The following is a 23,894-nucleotide window of genomic DNA, read 5'->3' as shown; positions in this document are numbered from 1 at the left end:
TGTCATCCCAGCCTCGTCCCCCGGGGCGGCCTTCCGGTGCGCCCGGGACCGACGGTAGCGACTACCCCCGACGACAAGGAAACGGATTGGGGCATACCGCCCACACGACCGCTCGGGTTCCCCGACGACACGGACTGGAAGCTGCTCCAGTCCTCGGTCGCTGTTGGCGAGCGCTACCCCGCGGCCGGGTCCGCCGACCGGGACACCCGGCGGCGGGGTCCAGCGTTCGACCACCGTACATAGCAAGCCTCATGATGTGGCTCACATTCGAGTAGAGCTCGACGCGGCGTCATGGTGTGACGTGGTCGGCCTAATCCCATCAAGAGAAGGGCTCCGACATGAGCGACCCGGCTGGGCGCGTCCACCTCACCGACATCGACTATGCGCGCGCGGAGCAGATGCTCGCGCCGTACCGGGCCCGACTGGTCCCGCAGGCCGCGGTGGTACCGCAGTGGTCCGACGACGGTGCTCGGTTCCGGTACTGGTCCGGGACGCGGTACGTCCTGGTCGCCCCGGCGGCGGGCACCAGGCGCGGCGCGTTCGATCACGAGCGGCTCGCCGCGGCGCTGTCGCAGGCGTCCGGGCGTGCGGTGGAGGCCGACGACCTGCCGCTCACCTCCGTGGAGTTCGAGGTCCCCGGCCGGGATCCCGAAGTGATCCGTTTCTCGGCATTCGACGCGCGGTGGGAGTGGTCGGATCGCACCGGGACCTGCAAGCAGGTAGAGGACGGCCCCCCGGTGGGGCCGGGGGAGATCGTCTCGCCGGACCGGGCGTGGGTGGCGTTCCGGCGGAACGGCAACGTGTGGGTGCGCAGCCGGGACGGGCAGCGGGAGTTCGCACTCACCGACGACGCCGAGCCGCACTGGGACTACGGCGGGTTCCCCGACGCGGCCACGAAGGTCAAGCTGCCCCTGCTGGGACTGGACTCTGTGCTGGTGGCGGCCTGGTCGCCGGACTCCACCCGGCTGGTCACCCACCGGATCGACCAGCGCGAGCTGCCCGAGCAGGTTCTGGTGGAGGCCGCCCCGTCCGACGGCGGGCGGCCGGTGGCACACCGTATCCGCTACCCGATGCCCGGCGACGAAGCCCAGGCGACGATGACGTGGCACGTCCTCGACATCCGTACCGGGCAGAACCTGGTCGCGTCCGGCGAGCCGGAGGTACTGACCTCTCCCTACGCTCTGGACCGGCGGTGGTGGTCCGGGGAGAAGGAGGACGCCGTGCACGTCCTGCACCAGTCCCGGGACGGGCGCACCCTCGAGCTGCGCCGCCTCGACCCGGGCACCGGTGCGATGACGACGCTGGTCGCCGAGACCGGCCGGACTCGGGTCGATCCCGCGCCGTACCTGCACGCCCCGCCCGTGGTACGCATCCTGGAATCGGGGGAGATCCTGTGGTGGTCCCAGCGCGACGGCTGGGGTCACCTGTACCGCTACTCCTCCGACGGCGAGCTGCTCGGACGGGTCACCGGGGGGCAGTGGTTGGTCCGCCGGGTCCTGCGGGTCGACGAGGAGCGCGGCCAGGTGTGGTTCCTGGCCAACGGTCTGCACGAGGACCCCTACATCCGTCAGATCTGCCGGGTGGACCTCGACGGCGGGGGGTTCGTGCGGATCACCGACGACGACCTCGACCACGACGCGGTCGGCCCGCCCCGCGGCGACTACATCGTCGACCGCGCGTCGACCGTCGCCCGCCCGCCTCGTACGAGGGTGCTCGGCGACGAAGGCCAGGTGCTGGTCGAACTCGAGGCTCCGAACGCGACCTCGCTGGAGGCGGTCGGCTGGAGCCCGCCCGAGCGGTTCCGGACGACGGCGGCGGACGGGCACACCCCGATCTACGGGCTGCTGTGGCGCCCGCACGGCTTCGACCCGGCGCGGCGCTACCCCATCGTCGACCACACCTACCCCGGGCCCAACATCCACCGGGCCTCACCGGCGTTCGGCGACCTGTTCACCGGGGAGCCCGAGGCGCTGGCAGCGCTCGGGTTCGCGGTCGTCGCGCTCGACGGCCGGGGCACCCCGGTGCGCAGCAAGGCGTTCCTCGACCACTCCCAGGGCGATCTGGGCATGGCCGCGGCGCTGGACGACCACGTCGCCGCCATCCGCGAGCTCGGACGCCGCCACCCGTGGCTCGACACCGACCGAGTGGGGATCACCGGCCACTCCGGTGGCGGGTTCTTCACGGCCCGGGCCCTGCTGACTCGCCCCGGGTTCTACTCGGTGGGGGTCGCGCAGGCCGGCCCGCACGACTTCTCGATGTACCTGCCGTTCTGGGTCGAGCACAACCACGGAGAGATCACCGAGGAGGGCCGTCGAGCGCTGGTGAACACGCCGCACGCCGGCAACCTGCGCGGCAAGCTCCTGCTGATCGACGCCGAGCTCGACGACAACGTGCTGCCCCACCAGAGCATGCGCCTGGTGGACGCGCTCATCGACGCTGATGCCGACGTCGACATGCTCGTCGTCCCGGGCGTCGAGCACAACTTCCAGGGCAGGTACCACTACGTCACCCGGCGCACCTGGGACTACCTGGTGCGGCACCTGCACGGCACCGAACCCCCGGCCTACCGGCTCGCACCGTTCCCCCCGATGCCCGACTGGGCCGTCCAACCATCCGGCTGAGCCCTGAGCAGCGGACGCGGACGCCGCCCTCGACAAGCCCGACTTACTGGATGTGCGGTGGCGATGTAGGCCGAGGACAGGTCGAGCAGGTGCGTCAGCGCGACCGGTCAGCCGGGCGGCAGGAAACCCACCCGGCGGTACACCTTCGCCAGGGTGCGGGAGGCGACCTCGCGGGCGCGCTCGGCGCCCGCGGCGAGCACCTTGTCCAGTTCGGCGCGGTCGTCCAGATACGACCGGACACGCTCCTGGAACGGCGTCACCCAGTCGACCAGTACCTCGCCGAGGTCCTTCTTCAGGTCGCCGTACCCCTTGCCCTCGTACGCGGCCTCCAGTTCGGCGATGCCGCGCTCGGTCAGGGCCGAGTAGATGGTCAGCAGGTTCGCGACGCCCGGCTTGCCCTCCGGGTCGTAGATGACCTCGCGTCCGGCGTCGGTGACCGCGGACCGGATCTTCTTCGCCGAACGCTTCGGGTCCTCCAGCAGTTCGACGATGCCGCCGGCCGCCGAGGCCGACTTGCTCATCTTCGCGCTCGGGTCCTGCAGGTCGTAGATCTTCGCCGTGTCCTTGACGATGTGCGGCTCCGGCACGGTGAACGTCGCCCCGAACCTGTTGTTGAACCGCTGTGCCAGGTTGCGGGAGAGTTCGAGGTGCTGCCGCTGGTCCTCGCCGACCGGGACGGCGTTCGCCTGGTACAGCAGGATGTCCGCCGCCTGCAGCACCGGGTAGGTGAACAGGCCGACGCTGGCCCGGTCGGTGCCCTGCTTGCTGGCCTTGTCCTTGAACTGGGTCATCCGGCCCGCCTCGCCGAACCCGGTCTGGCATTCCAGCACCCAGCTCAACTGGGCGTGCTCGGGCACGTGGCTCTGCACGAACAGGGCGCTGTGCGCCGGGTCGACGCCGATGGCGAGCAACTGGGCGGCCGAGCGGCGGGTGCGCTCACGCAGCACCTTCGGGTCCTGCTCCACGGTGATCGCGTGCAGGTCGACGACGCAGTAGAACGTCTCGTGGGTTTCCTGCAGCCGCACCCACTGGCGGAGCGCGCCGAGGTAGTTGCCGAGATGGAAAGAGTCGGCGGTCGGCTGGATCCCGGACAGCACCCGCAGACGGGCGCCGGGGGCGGTTTCCGTACCGGCGGTTTCCTGGCTGGGCGCGGGGCTGGCTTCGGGGCTCTCGGACACGGGCGGATTGTTCCATGCCCGTGGCCGGGGCCCGCCGCAGGCGAGTCGGTAGCCGCTCAGTAACCGTTCTGCCGCATCCACTCCGGGTCCGGTTCGATCGTCTGCAGGATCTCGCAGACGATCCCGTCCGGGGCGCGGACGTGGAACCGCCGCTGCCCCCACGGCTCGTCCACCAGTGCCCCGACGATCTCCACCCCGGCCGCCCGCAGTTCCGCCTCGGCCGCCACCGCGTCGGCGACGAGCAGCCCGAGCATCAGCCCGGCGGGCGACTGCGTGCGCAGGCTCTCCGGCATCGCCTCATGGCCGCGCCGGACGAAGTCGACGATGTAGCCGGGGTGCTCGTCGTGGTGCAGGCTGACGTACCAGTCCAGGTCGATGGCGACCCGGAAGCCCAGGTGCTCGGTGAAGAACCGGGCGCTCGCGGCGGGATCCTCGCTCTGCAGGGCGATGCCCATCTTCTCGAATCGCATGTGACTCCGTTCCCGTTCCGGCCCGTTATTGCTACTGCCGGGCCGGGCGTCACGGCAAGCGGATTTCCGGGCACCCACCGGGCGAACGGAACGGGAGCCCGTTGCCGTGCGGGAGCGGGTCAGGCGCTGAGGGTGGTGAGGGTGGCCAGTAGCGCGGCGCGGCGGGCGGCGGCCTCCTCGCCCTCGGCCGGGTGCCAGGGGCAGGCGATGTCGAACGCGGCCACCCGGCCGGTGCCGAGCACCCGGCGCACGGCCGCCAGCACGGCCTCGCCGGAGGGGCCGCCGGTGACCGGGAACCGCAGCCCCGGCACCTCCGCCTCGTCGATGACGTCCACGTCGACGTGCAGCACCAGGGCGCCGTCCGGCACCGTGTCCGGGCCCAGCGCGGGCACTGAGCACCGCCGGATGCCGGCCGTGGCCAGGTAGGTCTCCTCAGCCGGGTCCAGATCGCGCGCGTCGACCAGCAGGACACGGTCCTCGGCGACGGGTGATGTGGCCAGTCGTGCGGCGACCGGGTCCGGCAGCGCGCCGAGCAGGAAACGCAGCGCCATTCCGCCCGGGTAGCCGGAGGTGGAGGAGTCGAGGGTGTGCACGTCGCCGTGCGCGTCGAGCCAGACGACGGCGGGGTCGGCGCCCGCGCGTCGCAGGCCGGTGACGGTGCCGAGCATGGTCAGGCAGTCGCCGGAGACGACGGTCGGCACGGCCCCGGTTCCGGCGATGCCGGCGACCGCGTCGGCGGTGGCGTCGTGCAGCTCCCCGAGACGTTCCCAGAGGTCTCCCTCCGGCAGTCCGGGATCCACGGTGACCCGCGGCGTGCCCGCGAGCGGGATGTCGCGCGGGGGCAGCCGCTCGTCCTGGTGATAGGGAACGTGAACGATCGGCACGCCGGCGATGGTACCCGGGGCCGGCGTGCCGGTCGGAGGTTTTCCCGGCGTCTCCCGATGGGTCAGCCCGCGGCGGCCAACGTCCGCCCGTAGGTGGTGCCGCGCTGCCGCGAGGGCCTGCCCGCGAGGGTGGCCAGGTGGTCGAGTTCGGCCGCGGTACGGGAGGAGCCGTGCTCGGAACCCGCCATCCGCGAGATCGTCTCCTCCATCAGCGTTCCGCCGATGTCGTTCGCGCCGCCGCGCAGCACTTGCGCGGTGCCCTCGTCGCCGAGCTTGACCCAGGAGCACTGGACGTTGTCGATCCGGCCGTTCAGCGCGAGCCGGGCGAACGCGTGCACGGCGCGGTTGTCCCGCATGGTCGGCCCCGGACGGGCCACCCCGGCCAGGTAGATCGGCGCGTTGTGGTGGACGAACGGCAGGCCGACGAACTCGGTGAACCCGCCGGTGTCGGCGGCGATCCTGGACAGCACCCGCAGATGGCCGACCCAGTGCGCGGGGTTGTCCACGTGGCCGTACATCATCGTGCTGCTCGACTGGATGCCGAGCTTGTGCGCGGTGGTGACCACGTCGATCCAGGTCTGTGCGGGCAGCTTGCCCTTGGTCAGTATCCAGCGGACGTCGTCGTCGAGGATCTCCGCGGCAGTGCCGGGGATCGAGCCGAGCCCGGCGTCGCGCAGTTCGGTCAGCCACTCGGCGACGCTCACGCCGGCCTTCGACGCCGCGGACACGATCTCCATCGGCGAGAACGCGTGGACGTGCATGCCCGGCACCGCGGCCTTGATCGCGCGGACGACGTCGGCGTAGTACGTCATCGGCAGCTTCGGGTCGATGCCGCCCTGCATGCAGACCTCGGTGGCACCGGCCTCGTGCGCCTCGACGGCACGGGCGGCGACCTCGTCCACCGACAGGCGGAAGGCGTCGGCGTCCCGCTCCCGCTGCGCGAACGCGCAGAACCGGCAGCCGACGTAGCAGACGTTGGAGAAGTTGATGTTGCGGTTGACGACGTAGGTGATGTCGTCGCCGACCACGTCGGCGCGCAGGTCGTCGGCCAGGCCGGCCATCGCCTCCAGCGCGGCGCCCTCCGAGGTGATCAGGGCCAGCGCGGCGGCGGCGTTCGCCTCGGCGAGCAGCGCGCCGGGATAGTTCTCGGCGAGGTGCAGGCCCTTGCGGACGTCACCGTCGAGACGTTCGGGCAGCGCGGCCGAGGGCACCTGCGTCTTCAGGATGTCCCAGTCGCCGTAGACGCTGTCGAAGTCGCCACGCCGGTCGGAGGTGCGGCCCTCGGTGTCGATGGAGGCGTTCAGGTCCGCGCGTCCGGTCGTCTCCAGCCCGCCGTCGGGTTCCTGCCACTGCCGTCCGGCGACCGTCGCGGACTCGTCCGCCAGTCCGTCCGATGTGGACAGAGCGTCGACGTGGGCGTGCAGGCGGATGTCGATCCACTTCTCCGCGGAGCGCACGTACTTCGGGTAGACGGTCAGCCGCTCGCGGAGTGCGAAACCGGCTTCGGCGGTCCAGCCGGCGAGCGCGTCGATCTCCGGCCACGGCAGCTCGGGATTGACATGGTCGGGGGTCACCGGGGAGACGCCGCCCCAGTCGTCGATCCCGGCCCGCAGCAGCAGCGCGTGCTCGGAGCCGACGAGGTTCGGCGGGGCCTGCACGCTGACGCCGGGCGGCATCAGCAGCCGGGCGACGGCGACGGTGGCGGCCAGGTCGGCCAGGTCGGCGTCCGGAGTGGAGCGCATCGCGGTGTCCGGCTTGGCCCGGAAGTTCTGGACGATGATCTCCTGGATGTTGCGGTACTGCCGGGCCCGGCGGCGGATCGCCAGCAGTGACTCGGCCCGTTCGGTCAGGTTCTCCCCGATGCCGACCAGGATTCCGGTGGTGAACGGGACGCCGACCCTGCCCGCGTCGTCGAGCACCCGCAGGCGCACGGCGGGTTCCTTGTCCGGGCTGCCGTAGTGCGGCCCGCCCTTCTCCGACCAGAGCCGCTCGGCGGTGGTCTCCAGCATCATGCCCATGCTCGGCGCGACCGGCTTGAGGCGCTGCAGTTCCTCCCAGCTCAGTACGCCCGGGTTGAGGTGCGGCAGCAGGCCGGTCTCCTCCAGCACGGCGATGGCGCAGGAACGTACGTAGTCGAGGGTGGAGTCGTAGCCGCGCTCGTCGAGCCAGCGTTTCGCTTCGGGCCAGCGGTCCTCCGGCCGGTCGCCGAGGGTGAAGAGGGCTTCCTTGCAGCCCGCGGCGGCACCTGCCCTGGCGATCTCCAGCACCTCCTCGCGTTCGAGGTAGAGGGAGTGCAGTTTGCCCGGCACCGTGACGAAGGTGCAGTAGTGGCAGCGGTCCCGGCAGAGACGGGTGAGCGGGATGAAGACCTTGCGGCTGTAGGTGACCACGCCGGTGCGGCCCTGGTCGGCGAGGTGGGCGTCGCGGACCCTGCCCGCGGCGGCGAGCAGCGTGTCGAGGTCGCTCTCGCGCGCCTGCAGCAGGATCGCGGCCTCGCCCGCGTCGAGGGCGACGCCGTCGGTCGCTCGGCGCAGGGCGCGGCGCATGGCGCTGTCGCTGGGTTTCGGGTCGGGCGGGGTGATCGACACGTCAACCATTCCGCCGAGCCTACGGGCGCCGGGAAGGCCGGGGGTAGCGCTGGGGATGTGAGGGATTACTCGGCGGTCTCGCGGGCCCCGTGGGAATAAACAGCGGGGTCCGCGGGAACAAGGCACCGGGTCCGCGGCCACGGATCAGGCGGCCGGGCTCCGGCGCACCGGGGTCAGTACCGGGCGGGTGGCGTCGTCCGGGTACTCGGCGCGGGGCTGCGCGGCGAGTCGCTCGGCGGCGGCCTGCGCGGCGAGGCGCTCGGCGGCGGCCTTCTTGCGGCTGCGGGCGACGCCGACGGCCATGCCGAGCACGCCGACGGCGACGGCGACCATGCCGACCGGTCCGAGGATGCCGAAGGGCACGCCGCTGGCGCGGACGTACTCGCCGTCCGCCGCGAGCGCGGGAGCGGATCCCGCGAGCATGCCGAGCAGCGCGACGCCGAACGTCGCGGCGGCTCGCGTCATGAGGACGCGAGCAGGTGATGCGGGGTTACGCACCGGGGTGCCTCCCATACGAATGTTCACCCTTTGGAGGGATGGATTTCGCACTGGCCGCTTGAAAGCTACCGAGTGTGTCAAGACCCGGCCTCTCAGCCCCAGTCGCCGGAAGACACTAGCGACCGGAGGGGTGCATGCTGCGACCGGGGCGTGACGCGCTGTCGCGTCACTGGTCAGCGGTGGTGCGGTCCGATGCCGAGCGCGCTGTCGACCAGGATGCCCACCAGGTCGTCGAGCTCGTGCTCGTCGAGCACGCCGGGAGCGGTGAGGTACTCGACGAGCAGCCCGGTGATCGAGAAGTACAGCCGCAGGACCGTGTCGCCGTCGTCCGGCAGGCCGGCCTCGCGATGGAAATCGACGTTCCGCTTCAGGTTCTCCCGCAGTGTTCGGGTGAGCGCCGCGCGCAGGGCGGGCCGCCGGGTGGCCTCCAGTCGCAGTTCCAGCAGCGCCAGATAGCCCGCACGGTCGCCGAGCATCCGGGCCACCAGATCCCGCATCAGCCGGTACACGAGTTCCCGCGAGCGGGGGGCGTCCATCAGCTCCGCGAGCGCCGACTCCTCGGGAGCCAGCCGTACGTGGATGTGCCTGCCCGCCTGGTTCAGCAGGTCGTCCCGGTCGGCGAAGTAGTTGGACGCGGTTCCGGCGGGCACCGCGGCTTGGGCATCGACGGCGCGGAAGGTGAGCCCCCGGGCGCCCTCGTGCGCCAGTACCTCGATGGCGGCGTCGACGAGCGCGGCGCGCCGCGCGGGGTTCCGGGCCACGAGTCGGCCACCTCCGGGAAGTACGTTGCCGGATATCGCTTGTAACCACTACGTTCATAGTACTACAAATGAAGTGGACGTCCGGACCCGTGCCGGTGACCCACCTTGCGAGCACCACACCGAGGAGACATCCGGATGCGAAAGCTCACCTACTTCGTCGCGTCGAGCATCGACGGCTTCATCGCGGGCCCCGACGGGACCGACCCGTCCGGGCCCGACGGACTGTTCGTGTTCGAGGGCGGCCACATCGCGAACATCATCGACGAATGGTCCGACATCCTCCCCGGGCCCGCCCGCGAGGCGCTCGGCATCGACCCGCCCAACCAGCGCTTCGACACCGTCCTGGAGGGCAGGGCCTCCTACGAGGTCGGCCTCGCCGCGGGGGTGGACGACGCGTATCCGCACCTGGAGCACTACGTCTTCTCCCGCACCCTCACCGAATGCCCCGGCCCGAAGGTCAGGCTGGTGTCCGGCGACCCCGTCGAGAAGGCACGCGAGCTGAAGCGGCAGGACGGCCTGGGCATCTGGCTCGTCGGCGGCGGCACCCTGGCGAACGCGCTGCGCCCGGAGATCGACGAACTCGTCGTCAAGCTCCACCCCGTAGTCCTGGGCGCCGGCATACCGCTGTTTCGGGGCGGCTTCGACCACCAGCGGTTCGACCTCACCGGCACCACGGTGTTCGACAGCGGCGTCACGCACCTGACGTACACGAAGCGCTGAGCCGGCCAGCGCACCCGGGAGGAACCCGTCGACGGGTCCCCGTCAGCGCATCTGGCCCGCGCCCGCGTAGGGGTTGCGGCTGACCAGCGGGGCCCCCTCGGCGAAGCGGGCCAGCCGGAAGTCCTCCGCCGGGATGGCCGGATCGCCGCTCACCCCGTCGACGATCAGATCGGTGACCAGCCTGCCCACCGCCGGGGCGAGCTTGAAACCGTGACCGCTGAAGCCCACCGCCAGGAACAGGCCCGGCACCTCGGCCGGGCCGATCACCGGGTTGTAGTCGGGGGTGACGTCGTAGCAACCGGCGTACGAGGTGATCATCCGCGGCTCCGCCCACGAGGGGAACCGGTGCGCGAGCTTCTCCCCCGCCATCTCGACGAAGGAGTCGTCGGCGCGGTTGCGGTAGGTGTCCGGATCGGCGTACTCGGGCGTGCTGTGGTCGCTGTTGCCGAACAGCAGCTCCCCCGAGGGCTCGGTCCGCACGTACTGCAGGCTGACCAGGTCGGAGAACACCGGCACCTCGCCCAGCGGCTCGCCCGGGTCCACCATGACGATCTGCGCCCGCTGCGCCCACACCGGCAGGTCGACGCCGAGCGGTTCGGCCAGCGCCACCGACCAGGGACCGTTCGCCAGCACGACGGTGCCCGCCGAGATCCGCTCACCGCCCGCCGTCTCGACGCCGCTGACCCTGCCGTCGTCGCCGGTGAGCAGCCGGGTCACCGGCGTCTGCTGCCGGACGCGGACGCCCAGTTCCCGCGCTCGGGAACCGAACGCCATGCCAAGCAGGTAGGCGTCCCCGCGCCCGCCGTCCGGCTCGTAGGCGAAGGTGGCGAAATCGTCGACGTACATTCCCTGCCACAGCTCCCGCATGTCCGCCGCGGACATCTCGCGCACGCCCACGCCGACGGACTGCTGGAGGGCGACGTTGGCGCGCAGGGCGTCCGCGTTCTCCGGGCCGACGCCGACGGCGTACCCGGTCCGGCGGTAACCGACATCGGACCCCAGGATCTCCTCGGCGTCGGCGAACAACTCGACCCCGCGCTGCGACATGGCCGCCAGCGAGGCGACCCCGTAGTGGCAGCGCACGATGCTGCTGGACTTGGCCGTACCGCCCGAGCACAGCCCCTCCCGCTCGAGTACCAGCACGTCGCGTACCCCGCGATCGGCCAGCGCCCACGCGATCGCCAGTCCCTCGAGTCCGCCACCCACGACGACGACTTCCGCATTGCTCACGATCGTTCCTTCCGTTCGTCACCGGAGTCCGGTACCGGGAGTCCGGCACCAGAGTCGCGCACCGGAGTGGTTCAGCTCCAGGGGAATGGCGAGTTGCTGACCGGATGGACCTCGCCGCGGGCGAACCGGGAGTGGCGGAACGGCTCCAGCAGTCGCTGCGGGCTGCCCGTCACCTCCTTGGCGACGAGGGCACCGACGCCGATCATCTTGTAGCCGTGGTTGGAGTCGGCGATCACGGTGACGTTCTCCCGGAACCGGTCGAACACCGGGAAACTGTCGGGCGTGAAGCAGCCGATCCCACCGGACGGCTCCCGCGACATCAGGTGCCGCAGACCGTCGAAGCGTTCCAGGCAGTGCGCCAGCGCCGAGGTCCACAGGCGCTCGAAATCCGCGCCCACGACGAAGTCCGGACTGTCCGGGCCGTAAGGATCGACGGCGACGTCCTCCGGCCGACGCCGCACGACCAGCGGCATCGCGCCACCCTGCACCCCGCCGAAGTTGGTGTCGGGCTTGAAGTAGATGCCCCAGACCTCGTCGGTCACCAGATCGCCGGCGGCGTCGTACAGCGGGGCGTCACTGTCCACATGCACCACCGGTGGCATCGCGCCCCCCGCGTCGGTGAGGAAGCCGGGGTCCACCGCGAGGGTGCCCTCCTGCAGCGCCCAGTACGTCCACATCGGACGGTCGACGGTGCCGCCGTCCGAACCGCGCACCGCCACGGTCTCCGGCAGGTCCAGCATCCGCCAGAAGTCCCGTACCCAGGGGCCCGCGGCCACCACGACCTGCTCGCACCGGATCGTCCCGTGGTCGGTCTCCACCGCGGTGACGGAACCGCCGTCCAGCACCAGATCCCGCACCGTCACCCCGCCGAGGATGCGCACGCCCTCGGCTCTGGCCTTGTCCGCCAGTCCACGCACCGAGGGCCCGTTGTGCGCGTACCCGCCGCGCTTCTCGTGCAGCACGCTGGTGATGCCGCGCGCCCGCCAGTCCGGGAAGATCGCCTCGAGGTAGCGGCGGGAGTCGCCCTCCCCCTCGACGAGGGTCGACTCGTAGCCGATCGCCTGCTGCTGGGCGTAGATGTCGCCGACGTCGGCGCGCATCCGCTCCGGTGAGATCTGCAGGTAGCCGACCGGGTGGTACGACAAGGCCTCCGCGTTCTCCTCCCACAGCCCGACCGAATGCGCCATGAGTTCCCGCATCGCGGGCTGGAAGTAGTTGTTGCGCACCACGCCGCAGGCGATTCCCGAGGCACCGGCGCCGACCCCGGTCTTGTCGAGCACGACGACGTCGGCACCGTCACCGTCGCCGCTTCTCCTGAGTTCGGCCGCGAGGTGCCAGGCCGTGGACAGGCCGTGCACCCCGGCGCCGATGATCACGAAACGGGCGGAGTCCGGTATGGCGGGCTCGGATACGGACACGGTTTCACTCCGATGCTCGGAACTGCGGGAAAACGGGAAGCGGGAACGGGAATCGTGGGCTGCGCGGGGCGATGTCGGAGGTTCGGCAAAGGGCCCGTCAGAGGTCCAGGGACAGGTTCGGGGTACGGGCCCGGCTCACGCAGATCATCATGCAGTCGCCGGCGGCGCGTTCGTCCTCGGAGAGCACGGCGTCCCGGTGGTCGGGCACGCCGTCGAGCACGGTCGCCTCGCAGGTGCCGCAGTAACCCTCGGCGCAGGACCAGGGTGCCGCGGGGAGCACCTCGCGCACGGCCCGCAGGATGCTGGTGCCCGGTGGCACCGTCACCGTCGTGCCGGAGCGCCGCAACTCGACCTCCACCGCCCGATCGGTGTCCTCGTCCGCTGCCGGGGCGGCGTCCGGCGCGGCGGCGAACCGTTCCACGTGCGGGGCCGGTGCGGCGGCGCGGGCGGCGCAGCACCGCTCGACGGCCTCGATGAGACCGGACGGACCGCAGCAGTAGACGGCGTCGGCCGGGGTCGCCGGGGCGAGAAACGCGTCCAGGTCGGGGAATCCCCGTTCGTCCTGGGGTACGAGCACCACCTCGCCCCCGGGGATTCCGGCCAGCTCGCCGAGGAACGCCATCGAGTGCCGGGAGCGGCCGCCGTAGAGCAGCGACCACTGCGCGCCGGTGCGCGCCACCTCCGTGATCATCGGCAGGATCGGGGTGATCCCGATACCGCCCGCGACGAACAGGTAGCGCCGGGCGGGCACCAGTTCGAAGTGGTTACGCGGTTCCTCCACGGTGACGGTGACGCCCTCGGCCACGGTGCGGTGCACTTCCGCCGAACCGCCCCGCCCGTTCGGTTCGTCGAGTACCGCGATCCGGTAGGTGGACCGGTCGTCCGGGTCACCGCACAGCGAGTACTGCCGGACCAGTCCGGAGGTGAGGTGCAGGCTCAGGTGCGCGCCGGGCCGCCACGCGGGCAGCGTGCCACCGCCGGCCGCGCCGAGCCGCAGGGAGACCACCCCCTCCGCCTCCGTCCGTACACTGTGGACGGTCAGCTCCCTGGTCACGGAACGTCGCGCGGGGATCGCCTGTCCGGTCTCCACCGGGGCCGTCTCCCCGGTCCGGGTGAGGTAGCTCGTCATCGCGGTTCTCCCGTCCCGTTCGCGGCGGCGGCGCCGGCCCGGGGCCCGGCCGGGGTGCCGAGGTGGCGCAGCCACCACTCGTGAAAGCTGACGATGGAGGTCTCGGTGACCGGGGAGAGCGGACCGGGTTCGTAGCCGCGCGAACGGATCCCGGCATAGTTGCGCTCGCAGAGTTCCCAGTCCTGCTCGGAGGTCTCCTTCCACACCGTCGTCAGCTCCGCCAGGTCGTAGTCGGTGCCCGCCACCGCCCCCTCGCGGACGAGGAAGGTGAGGTCGATGTCGGTCAGGCCGACGTCCACCGGGGTCAGCCGGGTGGTCACGACGTAGTCGGCGTTCACGTGCGTCCACGAGTTCGGCAGGGTGACCACCCGGACGCTGCCGGCGTGCGGCCGGGTCAGGTCACCGAGCAGCGGGGCGAGCAGCTTGCCGGACATGCTCTCGGTCTCGAAGTCGTCGCGCAGCGGAAGCCTTGCCACGCGGTGGAAACCACCGTCGGGGAAACTCACCTGCCGGTCGGACAGGCCCTGTTCCAGCCAGCGCGGGCGTTGCGCGGCGAGCGCGTTCTCGTACTCGGCGTTGGTGCGGCTGTCCCCGTTGACGCCGAGCTCGAAGTTCGACAGGCAGAACTCGGGATGGTTGGGGCTGCAGTGGTAGCACTCCCGGTTGTTCTCCACCAGCGTCTTCCAGTTCGCCGCGACGCGGTAGTGGAAGCGGGCGGCGACGTCCGTGCGCTCGGGCTGGTGCGGGCGCAACTGGTCCTCGATCGCCTCGTGCGCGGCGTCGAACGGCGGCGCCTGCTCGGCGAAACAGACGAAGATCAGGCCGCCGGTCTCCCGCACGTGCACGGGGCGCAGGGACAGCTCGGTCCCGCAGCGCTGCGAGAAGGACTCGCCCATGTCACTCGCCGCGCGGAAGGACCCGTCGGTGCCGTAGGTCCAGGAGTGGTAGCCGCAGACGATCGTGCGACCGGTGCTCGCGCCGTCCGGCAGCAGGCGGGAACCACGGTGCCTGCACACGTTGTGGTGTGCGTGCAGCACGCCGTCCCTGGTGCGGGCCAGCACCACGGACTCGTCACCGATCGTCCAGGTGAGCCGTCCACCCGTCGGCACCTCACGGGACGCGGCGACGAACAACCAGTTGGCGTAGAACACTTTCTCCAGTTCGGCGCGGAACACCGAATCGGCGGTGTACGCGGCCTGCGGAAGGGAGTAACCAGACCGGTAGGTATAGTTCAGATGGTCGAGCGGATCCGCGGTCGAGATCGTCATGAGCCATTCCCTACGTCGTGGCGGCAGCGGGGCGGGACGCGCTCGGCATGCTCAGCAACGCCGGTGCGTGCGGCGCAGGCGCCGCCGGGCGCGGTCCCCGGCGGGGGATCCGGTCCGCCTCAGTTCGCGACGTGGCATGCGTTTCAGTGTGCCGGTTCCGGCGCCGTTCGTATCCATCGCGGGCTTGCGTAGATCTACACGTTCTAGAAGGTTGACCTTATGAGTGTGGAACTGCGGCAGTTGCGAGCGTTCCTGACCGTCGCCGCGGAACTGCACTTCAGCCGTGCGGCGCAACGACTGCACGTGAGCCAGTCCGCACTGAGCCAGCAGATCCGGTCACTGGAGAACAATCTGGGCGCCCCGCTGTTCTCCCGCACCAGCAGACTGGTCGAGCTGACCACGGCGGGCGAGGCACTGCTGGAGGCCGCGCCGCGGGTGCTGTTCGAGGCCGACCGCGCGGTACAGCGGGTGCGCCAGGCCGCCGAGGGCACGGCCGGGGTGCTGGTGATCGGCTCGGTCAGCACAGCACTGGCCAGCGTGGCCCCGCAGATCATGCGCTCGATGCGCGGCGAGTTCCCGGACCTGCGGCTGGAGCTGACCCAGATGGACACCTCGGCCCAGCTCGTCGCGCTGGCCGAGCACCGGCTCGACGTCGCACTGGTCCGGGAGGCCAGCCCCCGCGAGGCGCTGTGCGTGGAGCAGCTCGTCTCCGAGCCGCTGCTGACCGCGCTGCCCGCCGACCACCCGCTCGCCGAGCAGGAGAGCGTCCGCCCGGAGGACCTGGCCGAGGAGCCGTTCGTGCTGTGGCCGCGCGCGCTCGGCGCCGACTTCTTCGACGTCATCATCAGCTACTGCCGGGACCACGGTTTCAGCCCGCGGATCGTGGCCGAGGGCAACGATGTGGAGACCCAGCTCGGCCTGGTGGCCAGCGGCGTCGGCGTCTCGCTGCAGCCGCCGTTCTACTCGAACCTGCGCATGGTGGGCGTGGCGTTCCGCCCGCTCGTCGGTTCCGCGCCGCGGATCGCGTTGCAGGTCGCCTGGCGCCGCGACGACACCTCGGCCTCGGTACGGCATTTCGTCACGGCGGCCCGCACGGTCGCCGGCCCCCGCTCCTGACCTCCGGCCGGTTGCCCGGTGCCTGCCCGGCTCAGGCGGGGAAGTCCCAGTCGAAGGTCGCGGTGACCGGCGCGTGGTCCGACCAGCGCTCGTCGTGCGTGGCCGCCCGCTCCACCACCACCGAGGTCACCGTGGACGCCAGCCCGGGGGTGGCGTTGACGTAGTCGATCCGCCAGCCCGAGTCGTTGTCGAACGCCCTGCCCCGATAGGACCACCAGGTGTACGGGCCGGGTCCCTCCGGATCGAGGCGGCGCTGCGTGTCCACATAACCGGCCTCGTCGAACACCCGGCTCAGCCAGGCGCGCTCCTCCGGCAGGAAACCGGAGTTCTTCCGGTTGGTGCGCCAGTTCTTCAGGTCGATCTCGGCGTGCGCGATGTTCCAGTCGCCCACCACGACGACCTCGTCGCCGGAGGCGGCGGCCTTCTCCCGCAGTTCACCGAGATAGGGCAGGAACGCCGTCATGAAGCGTTCCTTCTCATCCTGCCTCGGCGTGCCGACATCACCGCTGGGCAGGTACAGGCTCGCCACCACCACGCCGGGCAGGTGCATCTCGGCGTACCGCCCGCTGTCCTCGAACTCCGCCTCGCCGAAGCCGATCCGCACCGACGCCGGCTCGTGCCTGCTGTACAGCGAGACGCCGCTGCGGCCCTTGGTCGCGCACGGCGCGTGCAGCACGTGCCAGCCCTCGGGACTGCGCACCTCGCCGGGAAGCTGGTCCGGTTCGGCCCGCACCTCCTGACAGGCCACGACGTCGGCCTCGGTGGCGGCCAGCCACTCGGTGAAGCCCTTCTTGGCGGCGGCACGCAGGCCGTTGACGTTCACGGTCGAGACGATCAGCACGTCCGGCAGGCTACCGGCGGCCTCCGACAACGGCGGTACGCACCGCCGGTCGGGTCAGCAGCGGGCCTGCGCCACCGGGACCAGGAACTCCTCGGCCGCCCACCGGTTCTCGGCGAGCTTGCGGAAGCCGTTCTCCACCAGCGGCTCGGCGTTGGTCTCGGCGTCCTGCTTCAGCTTGCCGACGATCTCCGCGCCGGCGTTCGAGGCACTGCGCACGTTGAGCACGTCGGCGTCGACGGTCATCCGGCAGGCGGACGGCGGGCCACCCTCGGCGGCACCGGACTCCTGCCTGCCACCCTGCAGATACATCCAGCCCGCGGCCACCACGATCGCCGCCACCACAAGCACCTTCTTGGGGACTCCGAGAATCACCGCTGCTCCTCGACGCCGGAAACGGGCACCCACCAGGGTATGCACACTCCACGCTCACAGGCCAGCACTCTGGGTCGCATCCATCCGGCTGTGCCAACGCCAGGGCCTTCCGTGCGATCCGGCGTCACCGACCGTGGCCGCCCGCGCCGCGCATCGCCCGCGTCCGGTCCCCGCGTGCGTGCGTGTCAGCCGCCGCGCTGACCGCGCAGGTGCGGTGCCTGCTCGGCGAGCACGGCCAGCTCGGCACGGATCCGGTCGAAGTCCGTCTCGGCGGAGAGGTCCACGGCGATCCGGCCCGCCCTGGCGACCGTCGCCTCGAAGGCCTGGTCGGCCTCGGCCAGCCGCTGCGCGATCTCCCGCGCGGTCGGCTCCGGGATCTCCGCACCCGAGGGGTCGGCGGGAGCGAGGACGTAACCGTAGCGGGCGAGGCGCAAAGCCTCCTCCAGTTCGGCGGACAGGTCGAGAGCGATGCCGTGCAACCAGTCCCGGCCCGCACCGGGGCCGGTGGCCTCGACGATCGCGTGGAACCGGCGTACCGAGGTACGGCAGCGCTGGTAGCAGCGGGCCCACTCGCCGTTGCCGAGGCCGGGCGGGTGGATCGGCGGCAACGGGGGCAGGCCGTCCCGCCGGGGCGCGGCGAACTGCGGCTGCGGCGCGGGTGCGTACGGCGGAAGCGGTTGCGGCCACGGCCCTGGATGGGGGTACGGCGGATACGGCGCGGGCAGTTCGGGGCCGCGGATACTGCGCGCGATCCCCTGCGCCGCCGCGCCCGCCACCAGGCCGATCACCAGGCCCACCGGCACCAGGACGATCGAGTAGGCGACGATGCCGACCAGCGGGCTGTTGTCGGTGGCGCCGAACACGAAGGCCAGGACCAGGAACAGCAGGATCCCGGACCCCATGCCGAGCATCAGGCCGGAACGGGCGATGACGCCGGAAGCCCGGCCGTTGTGCGCCACGGGGCGACCTCCTTCGCTGGTCCTGTTCCGACGCCGCGGAGTCCCGCTCAGTTCCGCCCGGCGATGGCGCTGCGCAGCACGGACGCCAGCCGTTCGGCGTCCGGGTCCCCCACCACGTATACACGTCCGCCGCGCATCCAGACCCGCACCGCGGGGCCGCGGTCGTAGAGGAAGCCGACCTCGCCGTTGCCGGCGAGCCGGTAGCCGAGACCGTGGTAGTCGCGCCACGGGTCGGCCGTCGCCACCGTCACCGAGTCGACGCCGTCGAGCGGGACCGTCTTGCGGAAGATCGGAAACGCGGTCAGGCGCATCGTCTCCGGCGTGACGGTGACGACGCCACGGCTGACGGCCAGCATCCCCGGCACCCCGATCAGCACCACGGTCGCCACCGCGCAGGCCACCGGCTGCTCCGGCCGGAACGTCCAGAGCAGCGCGCTGAGCACCACCCCGAGCGCCACGATCGACCGCGTCAGCAGCCGGAACCGGCGAGAGGTCACCAGTACCGCGCGATAGCCGCGCCCGTCCCCGTCCGACACCGCTTCCCCCTCCGTCAACGACAGCGCACCGCGGCCCGGAGACGGGTCCGCGGTGCGCCGGCGGCGATCACAGGTCAGTCCTGGTCAGTCCTGGTCAGCCCTGGGCGACCTTCTTGGCCAGGTTCTCGTCCAGCGTGGAGAGGAACTCCTCGGTGGTCTGGAACGCCTGCTCCTTGCTGATGAGCAGCGCCAGGTCCTTGGTCATCCGGCCGCTCTCGACCGTCTCGACGACGACCTGCTCCAGCTTGTTCGCGAAGCCGACCAGCTCCGGGTTCGAGTCCAGCTTGCCGCGGTGCTCGAGGCCCCGGGTCCAGGCGTAGATCGAGGCGATCGGGTTGGTCGAGGTCGGCTTGCCCTGCTGGTGCTGGCGGTAGTGCCGGGTGACGGTGCCGTGCGCGGCCTCGGCCTCGACGGTGCGGCCGTCCGGGGTGCGCAGCACCGAGGTCATCAGGCCGAGCGAGCCGAAGCCCTGGGCCACGGTGTCGGACTGCACGTCGCCGTCGTAGTTCTTGCAGGCCCAGACGTAGCCGCCCTCCCACTTCATCGCCGCGGCGACCATGTCGTCGATCAGGCGGTGCTCGTAGGTGATGCCCTTGGCGTCGAAGTCGGCCTTGAACTCGGCCTCGAACACGTCCTGGAACACGTCCTTGAACATGCCGTCGTAGGCCTTGAGGATCGTGTTCTTGGTGGACATGTAGACCGGCATCTCACGGTCGAGCCCGTACTGCAGCGAGGCGCGGGCGAAGTCCTCGATGGAGGCGCGGTAGTTGTACATACCCATGGCGACGCCGCCGCCCTCCGGGTACTGGGCGACGTCGAACTCCATCGGCGCGGAACCGTCGGCCGGGGTGTAGGTCATGGTGACCGTGCCGGGACCGGGGACCTTGAAGTCGGTGGCCTTGTACTGGTCGCCGTGGGCGTGGCGGCCGATGATGATCGGCTTCGTCCAGCCCGGGACCAGGCGCGGGATGTTCTCGATGATGATCGGCTCGCGGAAGACGACGCCGCCGAGGATGTTGCGGATGGTGCCGTTCGGGCTCCGCCACATCTTCTTCAAGCCGAACTCCTCGACGCGGGCCTCGTCGGGGGTGATGGTGGCGCACTTGACGCCGACACCGTGCTTCTTGATGGCGTTCGCGGAGTCCACGGTGATCTGGTCATCGGTGCGGTCACGCTCCTCGATGCCCAGGTCGTAGTACTCCAGGTTCAGGTCCAGGTACGGGTGGACCAGCTTGTCCTTGATGAACTGCCAGATGATGCGGGTCATCTCGTCGCCGTCGAGTTCAACGACGGTTCCCTGGACCTTGATCTTGCCCATGAGCAGCGGTGCTCCTCTCGCGGATCTCTCGCGTAATTTCTCACGTCACTGCTAGCGGTACAAGCGTACTGGTAACTCGGGACGAGCGGTCCACAGCCTGGTTACCCAGCAGTAATGTCGGGGGCGGGACGGGTGACGCGCCCCCGACGCCGGTCACCTCGCAGGGTACCGCCGCGCCCGGTCCGCTCCGTCCGCGAGTCCGCGCTCGTACGTCCGCGCGTCCCGCGGGAGCGCACGAGCGCGGAAGCCGGGACCAGCGCGTTTGTGGGATCCTGGGGGCATGACGACCACGCTGCGCATCGCGCAGGACCCGGAGGCGGACGCGCTGCTGGAGCGCGAACCGCTCGCGCTGCTGCTGGGAATGCTGCTGGACCAGCAGATTCAGATGGAGATCGCGTTCAAGGGCCCGAAGAAGCTCCACGACCGGCTCGGCCGTCTCGACGTGCGCGAGATCGCCGGCTACGACCCGGACGCCTTCGCCACGCTCGCCTGCACCCCGCCCGCGATCCACCGTTACGGCGGTTCGATGGCGCGCCGCGTCCAGGCACTGTGCCAGTACCTCGTCGAGGAGTACGACGGCGACGTCGAGGCGATCTGGACCCGGGACAAGCCCACCGGCGCCGAGGTACTCAAGCGGCTCAAGGCGCTGCCCGGCTACGGGGAGCAGAAAGCCAAGATCTTCCTCGCCCTGCTCGGCAAGCAACGCGGCGTCGCCCCGTACGGCTGGCGCAAGGCCGCGGGCGACTACGGCAAGGCGGGCGCGAAGCGCTCCGTCGCCGACGTCACCGGACCGGACACCCTGCAGCAGGTCCGCGACTTCAAGAAGGCCAGCAAGGCAGCGGCGAAGGCGGCGAAGACCTGACGTCCTAGCGGTTCCGAGCGGACGTGGCGCCCGCCGGGATCTTCGCCCGGGGTGCGGCGGGAGCGCGCAGCACGACCGCGGCCAGCACGGCCGCGACCACGATCAGCCCGGCACCCACGCCGAAGGCCAGCCGGAAGCCGCCGGTCAGCGCGGAAGCGGAGTCCGCCCCGGCCTCGGTCAGCGTGCCCGTCCGGCCGGTGGCCAGGGTGGAGAGCACGGCGACGCCCAGCGCGCCGCCGACATGGCGGGTGGTGTTGAACAGCCCGGAGGCCACGCCCGCGTCGTCCGGCCTGGCGTCGGACATACCGAGCCCGGACAGCGAGGGGATCGCCAGGCCGAACCCGCAGGCGAGCACCATCGACGGCAGCAGGTCGACGGCGTAGTCGGCGTCCGCGGGCAGACGGGTCAGCAGGCCGAGCGCGCCGACCAGCAGCACCAGGCCCGCCAGCAGCACCGCACGATCACCGAAGCGGGCGATCAGCCGCGCGGACACGCCGAGCGAAACCAGGCCGATCAACGTCGCCGCGGGCAGCATCGCCATCCCCGCCGCCGCGGCGCCGTAGCCCAGCACGTTCTGCAGGTACAGCACGATCAGCACCTGGAATCCGAACAGCGCCGACTCCAGCAGGATCTGCACGGCGTTCGCCCCGGACACGTTGCGCGAGCGGAACATCCGCAACGGCAACAGCGGATCGGCCGCGGTGTGCTGCCGGAGCAGGAAACCGGCCAGTAGTGCCAGCGAGAGCGCGCCGAACCCGAGCGTGTGCGGCGAACCCCAGCCGAACCGTTCCGTCTCGACGATCGTGTAGACGCCCAGCATCAGGCCGCTGGTCGCCAGGACCGCGCCGGCGAGGTCCACCCGCCCGGTCGCCCGGTCGCGGTCCGGGTCGAGCACCCGTACCGCGACGACGGCGGCGGCGAACCCGATCGGCAGGTTGACCACGAAGATCCAGTGCCAGCTCATCGCCTCGGTCAGCAGCCCACCCGCGACCTGGCCGATCGACGCCCCGGCGGCGCCGACGAAACCCACGGCCCCCATCGCCCGGCCACGCTCCCGGCGTCGCGGGTAGAGGGTGGCGACCATGCCGAGGCTGACCGCCGCCGTCATCGCGCCACCCGCCCCCTGCGCGAACCGGGCGGCGACCAGCATCGCCTGGCTGCCCGCGAGGGCACACGCCAGCGAGGCGACGGTGAACACGATCAGCCCGGCGACGAACATCCGTTTGCGGCCGATCAGGTCGCCGAGCCGTCCGGCCAGCAACAGCAGCCCGCCGAAGGCGATCAGGTAGGCGTTGACCGTCCAGGTCAGGCCCGCGTCGGAGAACCCCAGTTCGGCCTGGATCGAGGGCAGGGCGACCGAGACGATGCTGCCGTCGAGGACGACCATCAGCATTCCCGCGCAGATCGTCACCAGCGCCGGGGTACGGGAGCGGCCGGTCTCCGGGGCGGGGCTGCCCGGGGTGTCGGCCGTCATCGGCGTCCTCTCCGGTCGTCGGCGGGGACGGACCGGAGTGGACGGAAAAGGGGCATCCCCCGGCCCGGCTCCCGCCCGCGTGGGGCAGGCGGCAGCCGGTCCAGCCTACAAGCGGGGCACCGGGGTCAGGTGGTGGCGAACAGGCCCAGCGTGCGATCGGGGCGGATGCCGTCGAGCTCGTCGCGCCAGATCGCGTAGAACGCGGCCTCCTCGGCGTTGCGCAGCTCCACCCCCTCGGCGGCGGCGATCTCCGGCACCTCGCGGACGGCCTGCTCCAGCACGTCCTTGGCGCCCGACCCGTCGCCGAACTGCTCCTTGCCGCGACGCAGGATGCTCTCCGGTACCCAGCCGGCGAACGCGTCGCGCAGCAGCTTCTTCTCCTCGATGCCCGGCCCGGTCATCTTGTGCTCCGGCGGGATCGACAGGGCGACCTCGATGACGTCGCGGTCGAGGAAGGGCACCCGCGCCTCCATGCCGTACGCCATGGTGGTGCGGTCGCAGCGTTGCAGGTTGAGGTGGTGCAACTCGCCGACCGTGCGGACCAGCTCGGCCTGCAGCGCGTCCGGGTCGCCGAACTCGCCATCGTGGTAGTAGGAGTACCCGGCGAACAGTTCGTCGGCGCCCTCTCCGGTCAGCACGGCGTGCACCCGCTTCGAGGCGTACTCGGCCAGCAGCAGGTTCGGCACGGCACTGCGGACCAGCGACGGGTCGTAGTGCTCGATCGCCCGGACGGCCTTCGGCAGCGCGGCGGCCGCGTCCGCGGAGGTCATCACGATCTCGTGGTGCTCGGTGCCGAGGAACTCGGCGACGACGCGGGCGGCGGCCAGATCGGAGCTGCCCCGCGCACCGACGGCGAAGGTCGGCAACGGCTGGTCGTGCCGCTTGGCGTACTCGGCGGCGATCGCGGCGACGATGGCGGAGTCGAGCCCGCCGGAGAGGAAGACGCCGATCCCGACGTCGCTCATCATCCGGTTCTCCACCGCGGCGACGATGCTGTCGCGGACGGACTTGAGCAGCTTCTCGTCCCACACCCCGGGCTGTTCCGCGCGCCGGGCGGGGCGGATACGCGCCGGGATGGCGTCGGTGAACCGCACCAGTCCGCCGCTGCGGCTCCAGCAGTGCCCGGGCGGGAAGCTCTCCACCAGCGGACGGTCGGCCGGGTCGAAGGCGCGCAGTTCGCTGGCGAACAGCGTCACGTTCTCCCGCCGCGCCCAGTACAACGGCTTCACGCCGAGCGAGTCGCGGGCGACCAGGAAGTCACCGTTCGCGTCGACGAAGGCCAGGGCGAACATGCCGCGCAACCGGGCGAGGCCCACCGGGCCGTCGACGGTGAGGGCGTGTAGCGCCGCCTCGCTGTCCGAACCGGTCTCGAAGAGCCGGTGGCCGAGGTCCTCGCGGATGTGCCGGTGGTTGTAGATCTCGCCGTTCGCGACGAGGTAGGTGCTGCCGTCGGCTCCGGTCATCGGCTGGGAGCCCTTGTCGACGTCCATGATGGACAGTCGCTGGTGGCCGAGCCAGACGTCGCCCCGCCGGATCTCGCCGGTGTCGTCGGGGCCGCGGTGCTCGATCCGGCCCAGCATCTCGCGGCACAGTTCTTCGTTCACATCGCCAACGGCGGCAACGATTCCACACATTCTCGCGATGCACCTCC

General features: G+C 71.2%; 21 protein-coding genes. 4 read left to right on the top strand and 17 right to left on the bottom strand.

Annotation, left to right across the window (positions count from 1 at the left end; genetic code table 11):
* The first annotated feature begins 338 nt into the window (after window positions 1-338).
* The gene (locus tag CFN78_RS02005) at window positions 339-2,621 is read left to right on the top strand and encodes a S9 family peptidase (RefSeq protein ID WP_094860769.1); all 2,283 of its coding nucleotides are present in this window, start codon (window positions 339-341) and stop codon (window positions 2,619-2,621) included.
* A gap of 107 nt (window positions 2,622-2,728) precedes the next feature.
* Here CFN78_RS02005 and trpS read toward each other — a convergent pair whose 3' ends face one another.
* From trpS to CFN78_RS01975, 6 genes are all read right to left on the bottom strand, one after another.
* Window positions 2,729-3,718, bottom strand: a complete 990-nt coding sequence (trpS, locus tag CFN78_RS02000) for a tryptophan--tRNA ligase (RefSeq protein WP_205660415.1) — start codon at window positions 3,716-3,718, stop codon at window positions 2,729-2,731.
* Window positions 3,719-3,855: 137 nt separating this feature from the next.
* Entirely contained in the window at window positions 3,856-4,269 is a 414-nt protein-coding gene (locus CFN78_RS01995; protein ID WP_094860768.1) for a VOC family protein, read from the bottom strand.
* Window positions 4,270-4,388: 119 nt separating this feature from the next.
* A complete protein-coding gene (locus CFN78_RS01990; RefSeq protein WP_094860767.1) occupies window positions 4,389-5,153 on the bottom strand; it encodes an arginase family protein in 765 nt (254 codons plus the stop codon).
* A 62-nt stretch (window positions 5,154-5,215) separates the two neighbouring features.
* Window positions 5,216-7,750: a bifunctional FO biosynthesis protein CofGH gene (locus CFN78_RS01985; protein ID WP_094860766.1), complete on the bottom strand. Its 2,535-nt coding sequence runs from the start codon at window positions 7,748-7,750 to the stop codon at window positions 5,216-5,218.
* Window positions 7,751-7,885: 135 nt separating this feature from the next.
* Entirely contained in the window at window positions 7,886-8,206 is a 321-nt protein-coding gene (locus CFN78_RS01980) for a hypothetical protein (protein ID WP_094860765.1), read from the bottom strand.
* Window positions 8,207-8,412: 206 nt separating this feature from the next.
* Entirely contained in the window at window positions 8,413-9,000 is a 588-nt protein-coding gene (locus CFN78_RS01975; RefSeq protein WP_094860764.1) for a TetR/AcrR family transcriptional regulator, read from the bottom strand.
* A gap of 135 nt (window positions 9,001-9,135) precedes the next feature.
* On the opposite strand from CFN78_RS01975, the gene CFN78_RS01970 reads away from it, so the two are divergent.
* A complete protein-coding gene (locus tag CFN78_RS01970) occupies window positions 9,136-9,720 on the top strand; it encodes a dihydrofolate reductase family protein (RefSeq protein WP_094860763.1) in 585 nt (194 codons plus the stop codon).
* A 42-nt stretch (window positions 9,721-9,762) separates the two neighbouring features.
* Here the strand turns inward: CFN78_RS01970 and CFN78_RS01965 are convergent, their stop codons facing one another.
* The 4 genes from CFN78_RS01965 to CFN78_RS01950 all read right to left on the bottom strand — a co-directional run bounded on the left by CFN78_RS01965 (window position 9,763) and on the right by CFN78_RS01950 (window position 14,765).
* Window positions 9,763-10,950: an NAD(P)/FAD-dependent oxidoreductase gene (locus CFN78_RS01965; RefSeq protein WP_240519207.1), complete on the bottom strand. Its 1,188-nt coding sequence runs from the start codon at window positions 10,948-10,950 to the stop codon at window positions 9,763-9,765.
* Between the two features lie 71 nt (window positions 10,951-11,021).
* Window positions 11,022-12,368 carry an NAD(P)/FAD-dependent oxidoreductase gene (locus tag CFN78_RS01960; protein WP_205660396.1) on the bottom strand — a complete coding sequence of 449 codons (1,347 nt, stop codon included), beginning with the start codon at window positions 12,366-12,368 and terminating at the stop codon, window positions 11,022-11,024.
* Between the two features lie 97 nt (window positions 12,369-12,465).
* Complete coding sequence (locus tag CFN78_RS01955) at window positions 12,466-13,497, bottom strand: PDR/VanB family oxidoreductase (RefSeq protein ID WP_094860761.1); 1,032 nt, start codon at window positions 13,495-13,497, stop codon at window positions 12,466-12,468.
* Window positions 13,494-14,765 carry an aromatic ring-hydroxylating oxygenase subunit alpha gene (locus CFN78_RS01950; protein WP_094860760.1) on the bottom strand — a complete coding sequence of 424 codons (1,272 nt, stop codon included), beginning with the start codon at window positions 14,763-14,765 and terminating at the stop codon, window positions 13,494-13,496. Before CFN78_RS01950 ends, CFN78_RS01955 begins: the two co-directional genes overlap by 4 nt.
* Before the next feature lie 219 nt (window positions 14,766-14,984).
* Here CFN78_RS01950 and CFN78_RS01945 point away from each other — a divergent pair, with 219 nt between their 5' ends.
* Window positions 14,985-15,881 (top strand): LysR substrate-binding domain-containing protein, encoded by an 897-nt coding sequence (locus CFN78_RS01945; RefSeq protein ID WP_094860759.1) that lies wholly within the window; start codon window positions 14,985-14,987, stop codon window positions 15,879-15,881.
* 31 nt (window positions 15,882-15,912) lie between these two features.
* On the opposite strand, the gene CFN78_RS01940 is transcribed toward CFN78_RS01945, so the two are convergent.
* The 5 genes from CFN78_RS01940 to CFN78_RS01920 all read right to left on the bottom strand — a co-directional run bounded on the left by CFN78_RS01940 (window position 15,913) and on the right by CFN78_RS01920 (window position 19,907).
* Complete coding sequence (locus CFN78_RS01940; RefSeq protein ID WP_165777410.1) at window positions 15,913-16,722, bottom strand: exodeoxyribonuclease III; 810 nt, start codon at window positions 16,720-16,722, stop codon at window positions 15,913-15,915.
* Window positions 16,723-16,776: 54 nt separating this feature from the next.
* Window positions 16,777-17,094 (bottom strand): SH3 domain-containing protein, encoded by a 318-nt coding sequence (locus tag CFN78_RS01935; RefSeq protein ID WP_240519206.1) that lies wholly within the window; start codon window positions 17,092-17,094, stop codon window positions 16,777-16,779.
* A gap of 185 nt (window positions 17,095-17,279) precedes the next feature.
* Window positions 17,280-18,053: a hypothetical protein gene (locus tag CFN78_RS01930; protein WP_094860758.1), complete on the bottom strand. Its 774-nt coding sequence runs from the start codon at window positions 18,051-18,053 to the stop codon at window positions 17,280-17,282.
* Between the two features lie 47 nt (window positions 18,054-18,100).
* Window positions 18,101-18,607 (bottom strand): hypothetical protein, encoded by a 507-nt coding sequence (locus tag CFN78_RS01925; protein WP_133116268.1) that lies wholly within the window; start codon window positions 18,605-18,607, stop codon window positions 18,101-18,103.
* A 76-nt stretch (window positions 18,608-18,683) separates the two neighbouring features.
* Window positions 18,684-19,907 carry an NADP-dependent isocitrate dehydrogenase gene (locus CFN78_RS01920; protein WP_094860756.1) on the bottom strand — a complete coding sequence of 408 codons (1,224 nt, stop codon included), beginning with the start codon at window positions 19,905-19,907 and terminating at the stop codon, window positions 18,684-18,686.
* A 280-nt stretch (window positions 19,908-20,187) separates the two neighbouring features.
* Between CFN78_RS01920 and CFN78_RS01915 the strand changes: the two genes are divergently transcribed.
* Window positions 20,188-20,769, top strand: a complete 582-nt coding sequence (locus CFN78_RS01915) for an HhH-GPD-type base excision DNA repair protein (RefSeq protein WP_094860755.1) — start codon at window positions 20,188-20,190, stop codon at window positions 20,767-20,769.
* Window positions 20,770-20,773: 4 nt separating this feature from the next.
* Here the strand turns inward: CFN78_RS01915 and CFN78_RS01910 are convergent, their stop codons facing one another.
* Together CFN78_RS01910 and asnB are read right to left on the bottom strand one after the other, a co-directional pair.
* Window positions 20,774-22,243 (bottom strand): DHA2 family efflux MFS transporter permease subunit, encoded by a 1,470-nt coding sequence (locus tag CFN78_RS01910; protein ID WP_094860754.1) that lies wholly within the window; start codon window positions 22,241-22,243, stop codon window positions 20,774-20,776.
* A 125-nt stretch (window positions 22,244-22,368) separates the two neighbouring features.
* On the bottom strand, window positions 22,369-23,877 hold the full coding sequence (gene asnB / locus CFN78_RS01905; protein WP_094860753.1) for an asparagine synthase (glutamine-hydrolyzing): 1,509 nt from the start codon (window positions 23,875-23,877) through the stop codon (window positions 22,369-22,371).
* Window positions 23,878-23,894: the final 17 nt, after the last annotated feature.

This window comes from Amycolatopsis antarctica (genome assembly GCF_002262875.1).
Classification (GTDB): Bacteria; Actinomycetota; Actinomycetes; order Mycobacteriales; family Pseudonocardiaceae; genus Amycolatopsis; species Amycolatopsis antarctica.
This window is presented reverse-complemented; position numbering and strand designations above follow the sequence as displayed.

Bases quoted from the DNA above. Each gene is read 5' to 3' on its own strand.
- CFN78_RS01970 (WP_094860763.1), top strand. From the start codon at position 9,136: ATGCGAAAGCTCACCTACTTCGTCGCGTCGAGCATCGACGGCTTCATC.
- asnB (WP_094860753.1), bottom strand. From the start codon at position 23,877: ATGTGTGGAATCGTTGCCGCCGTTGGCGATGTGAACGAAGAACTGTGC.
- CFN78_RS01915 (WP_094860755.1), top strand. From the start codon at position 20,188: ATGACGACCACGCTGCGCATCGCGCAGGACCCGGAGGCGGACGCGCTG.
- CFN78_RS01950 (WP_094860760.1), bottom strand. From the start codon at position 14,765: ATGACGATCTCGACCGCGGATCCGCTCGACCATCTGAACTATACCTAC.
- CFN78_RS01945 (WP_094860759.1), top strand. From the start codon at position 14,985: ATGAGTGTGGAACTGCGGCAGTTGCGAGCGTTCCTGACCGTCGCCGCG.
- CFN78_RS01955 (WP_094860761.1), bottom strand. From the start codon at position 13,497: ATGACGAGCTACCTCACCCGGACCGGGGAGACGGCCCCGGTGGAGACC.
- CFN78_RS01980 (WP_094860765.1), bottom strand. From the start codon at position 8,206: ATGACGCGAGCCGCCGCGACGTTCGGCGTCGCGCTGCTCGGCATGCTC.
- CFN78_RS01910 (WP_094860754.1), bottom strand. From the start codon at position 22,243: ATGACGGCCGACACCCCGGGCAGCCCCGCCCCGGAGACCGGCCGCTCC.
- CFN78_RS01995 (WP_094860768.1), bottom strand. From the start codon at position 4,269: ATGCGATTCGAGAAGATGGGCATCGCCCTGCAGAGCGAGGATCCCGCC.
- CFN78_RS01920 (WP_094860756.1), bottom strand. From the start codon at position 19,907: ATGGGCAAGATCAAGGTCCAGGGAACCGTCGTTGAACTCGACGGCGAC.
- CFN78_RS01985 (WP_094860766.1), bottom strand. From the start codon at position 7,750: ATGGTTGACGTGTCGATCACCCCGCCCGACCCGAAACCCAGCGACAGC.
- CFN78_RS02005 (WP_094860769.1), top strand. From the start codon at position 339: ATGAGCGACCCGGCTGGGCGCGTCCACCTCACCGACATCGACTATGCG.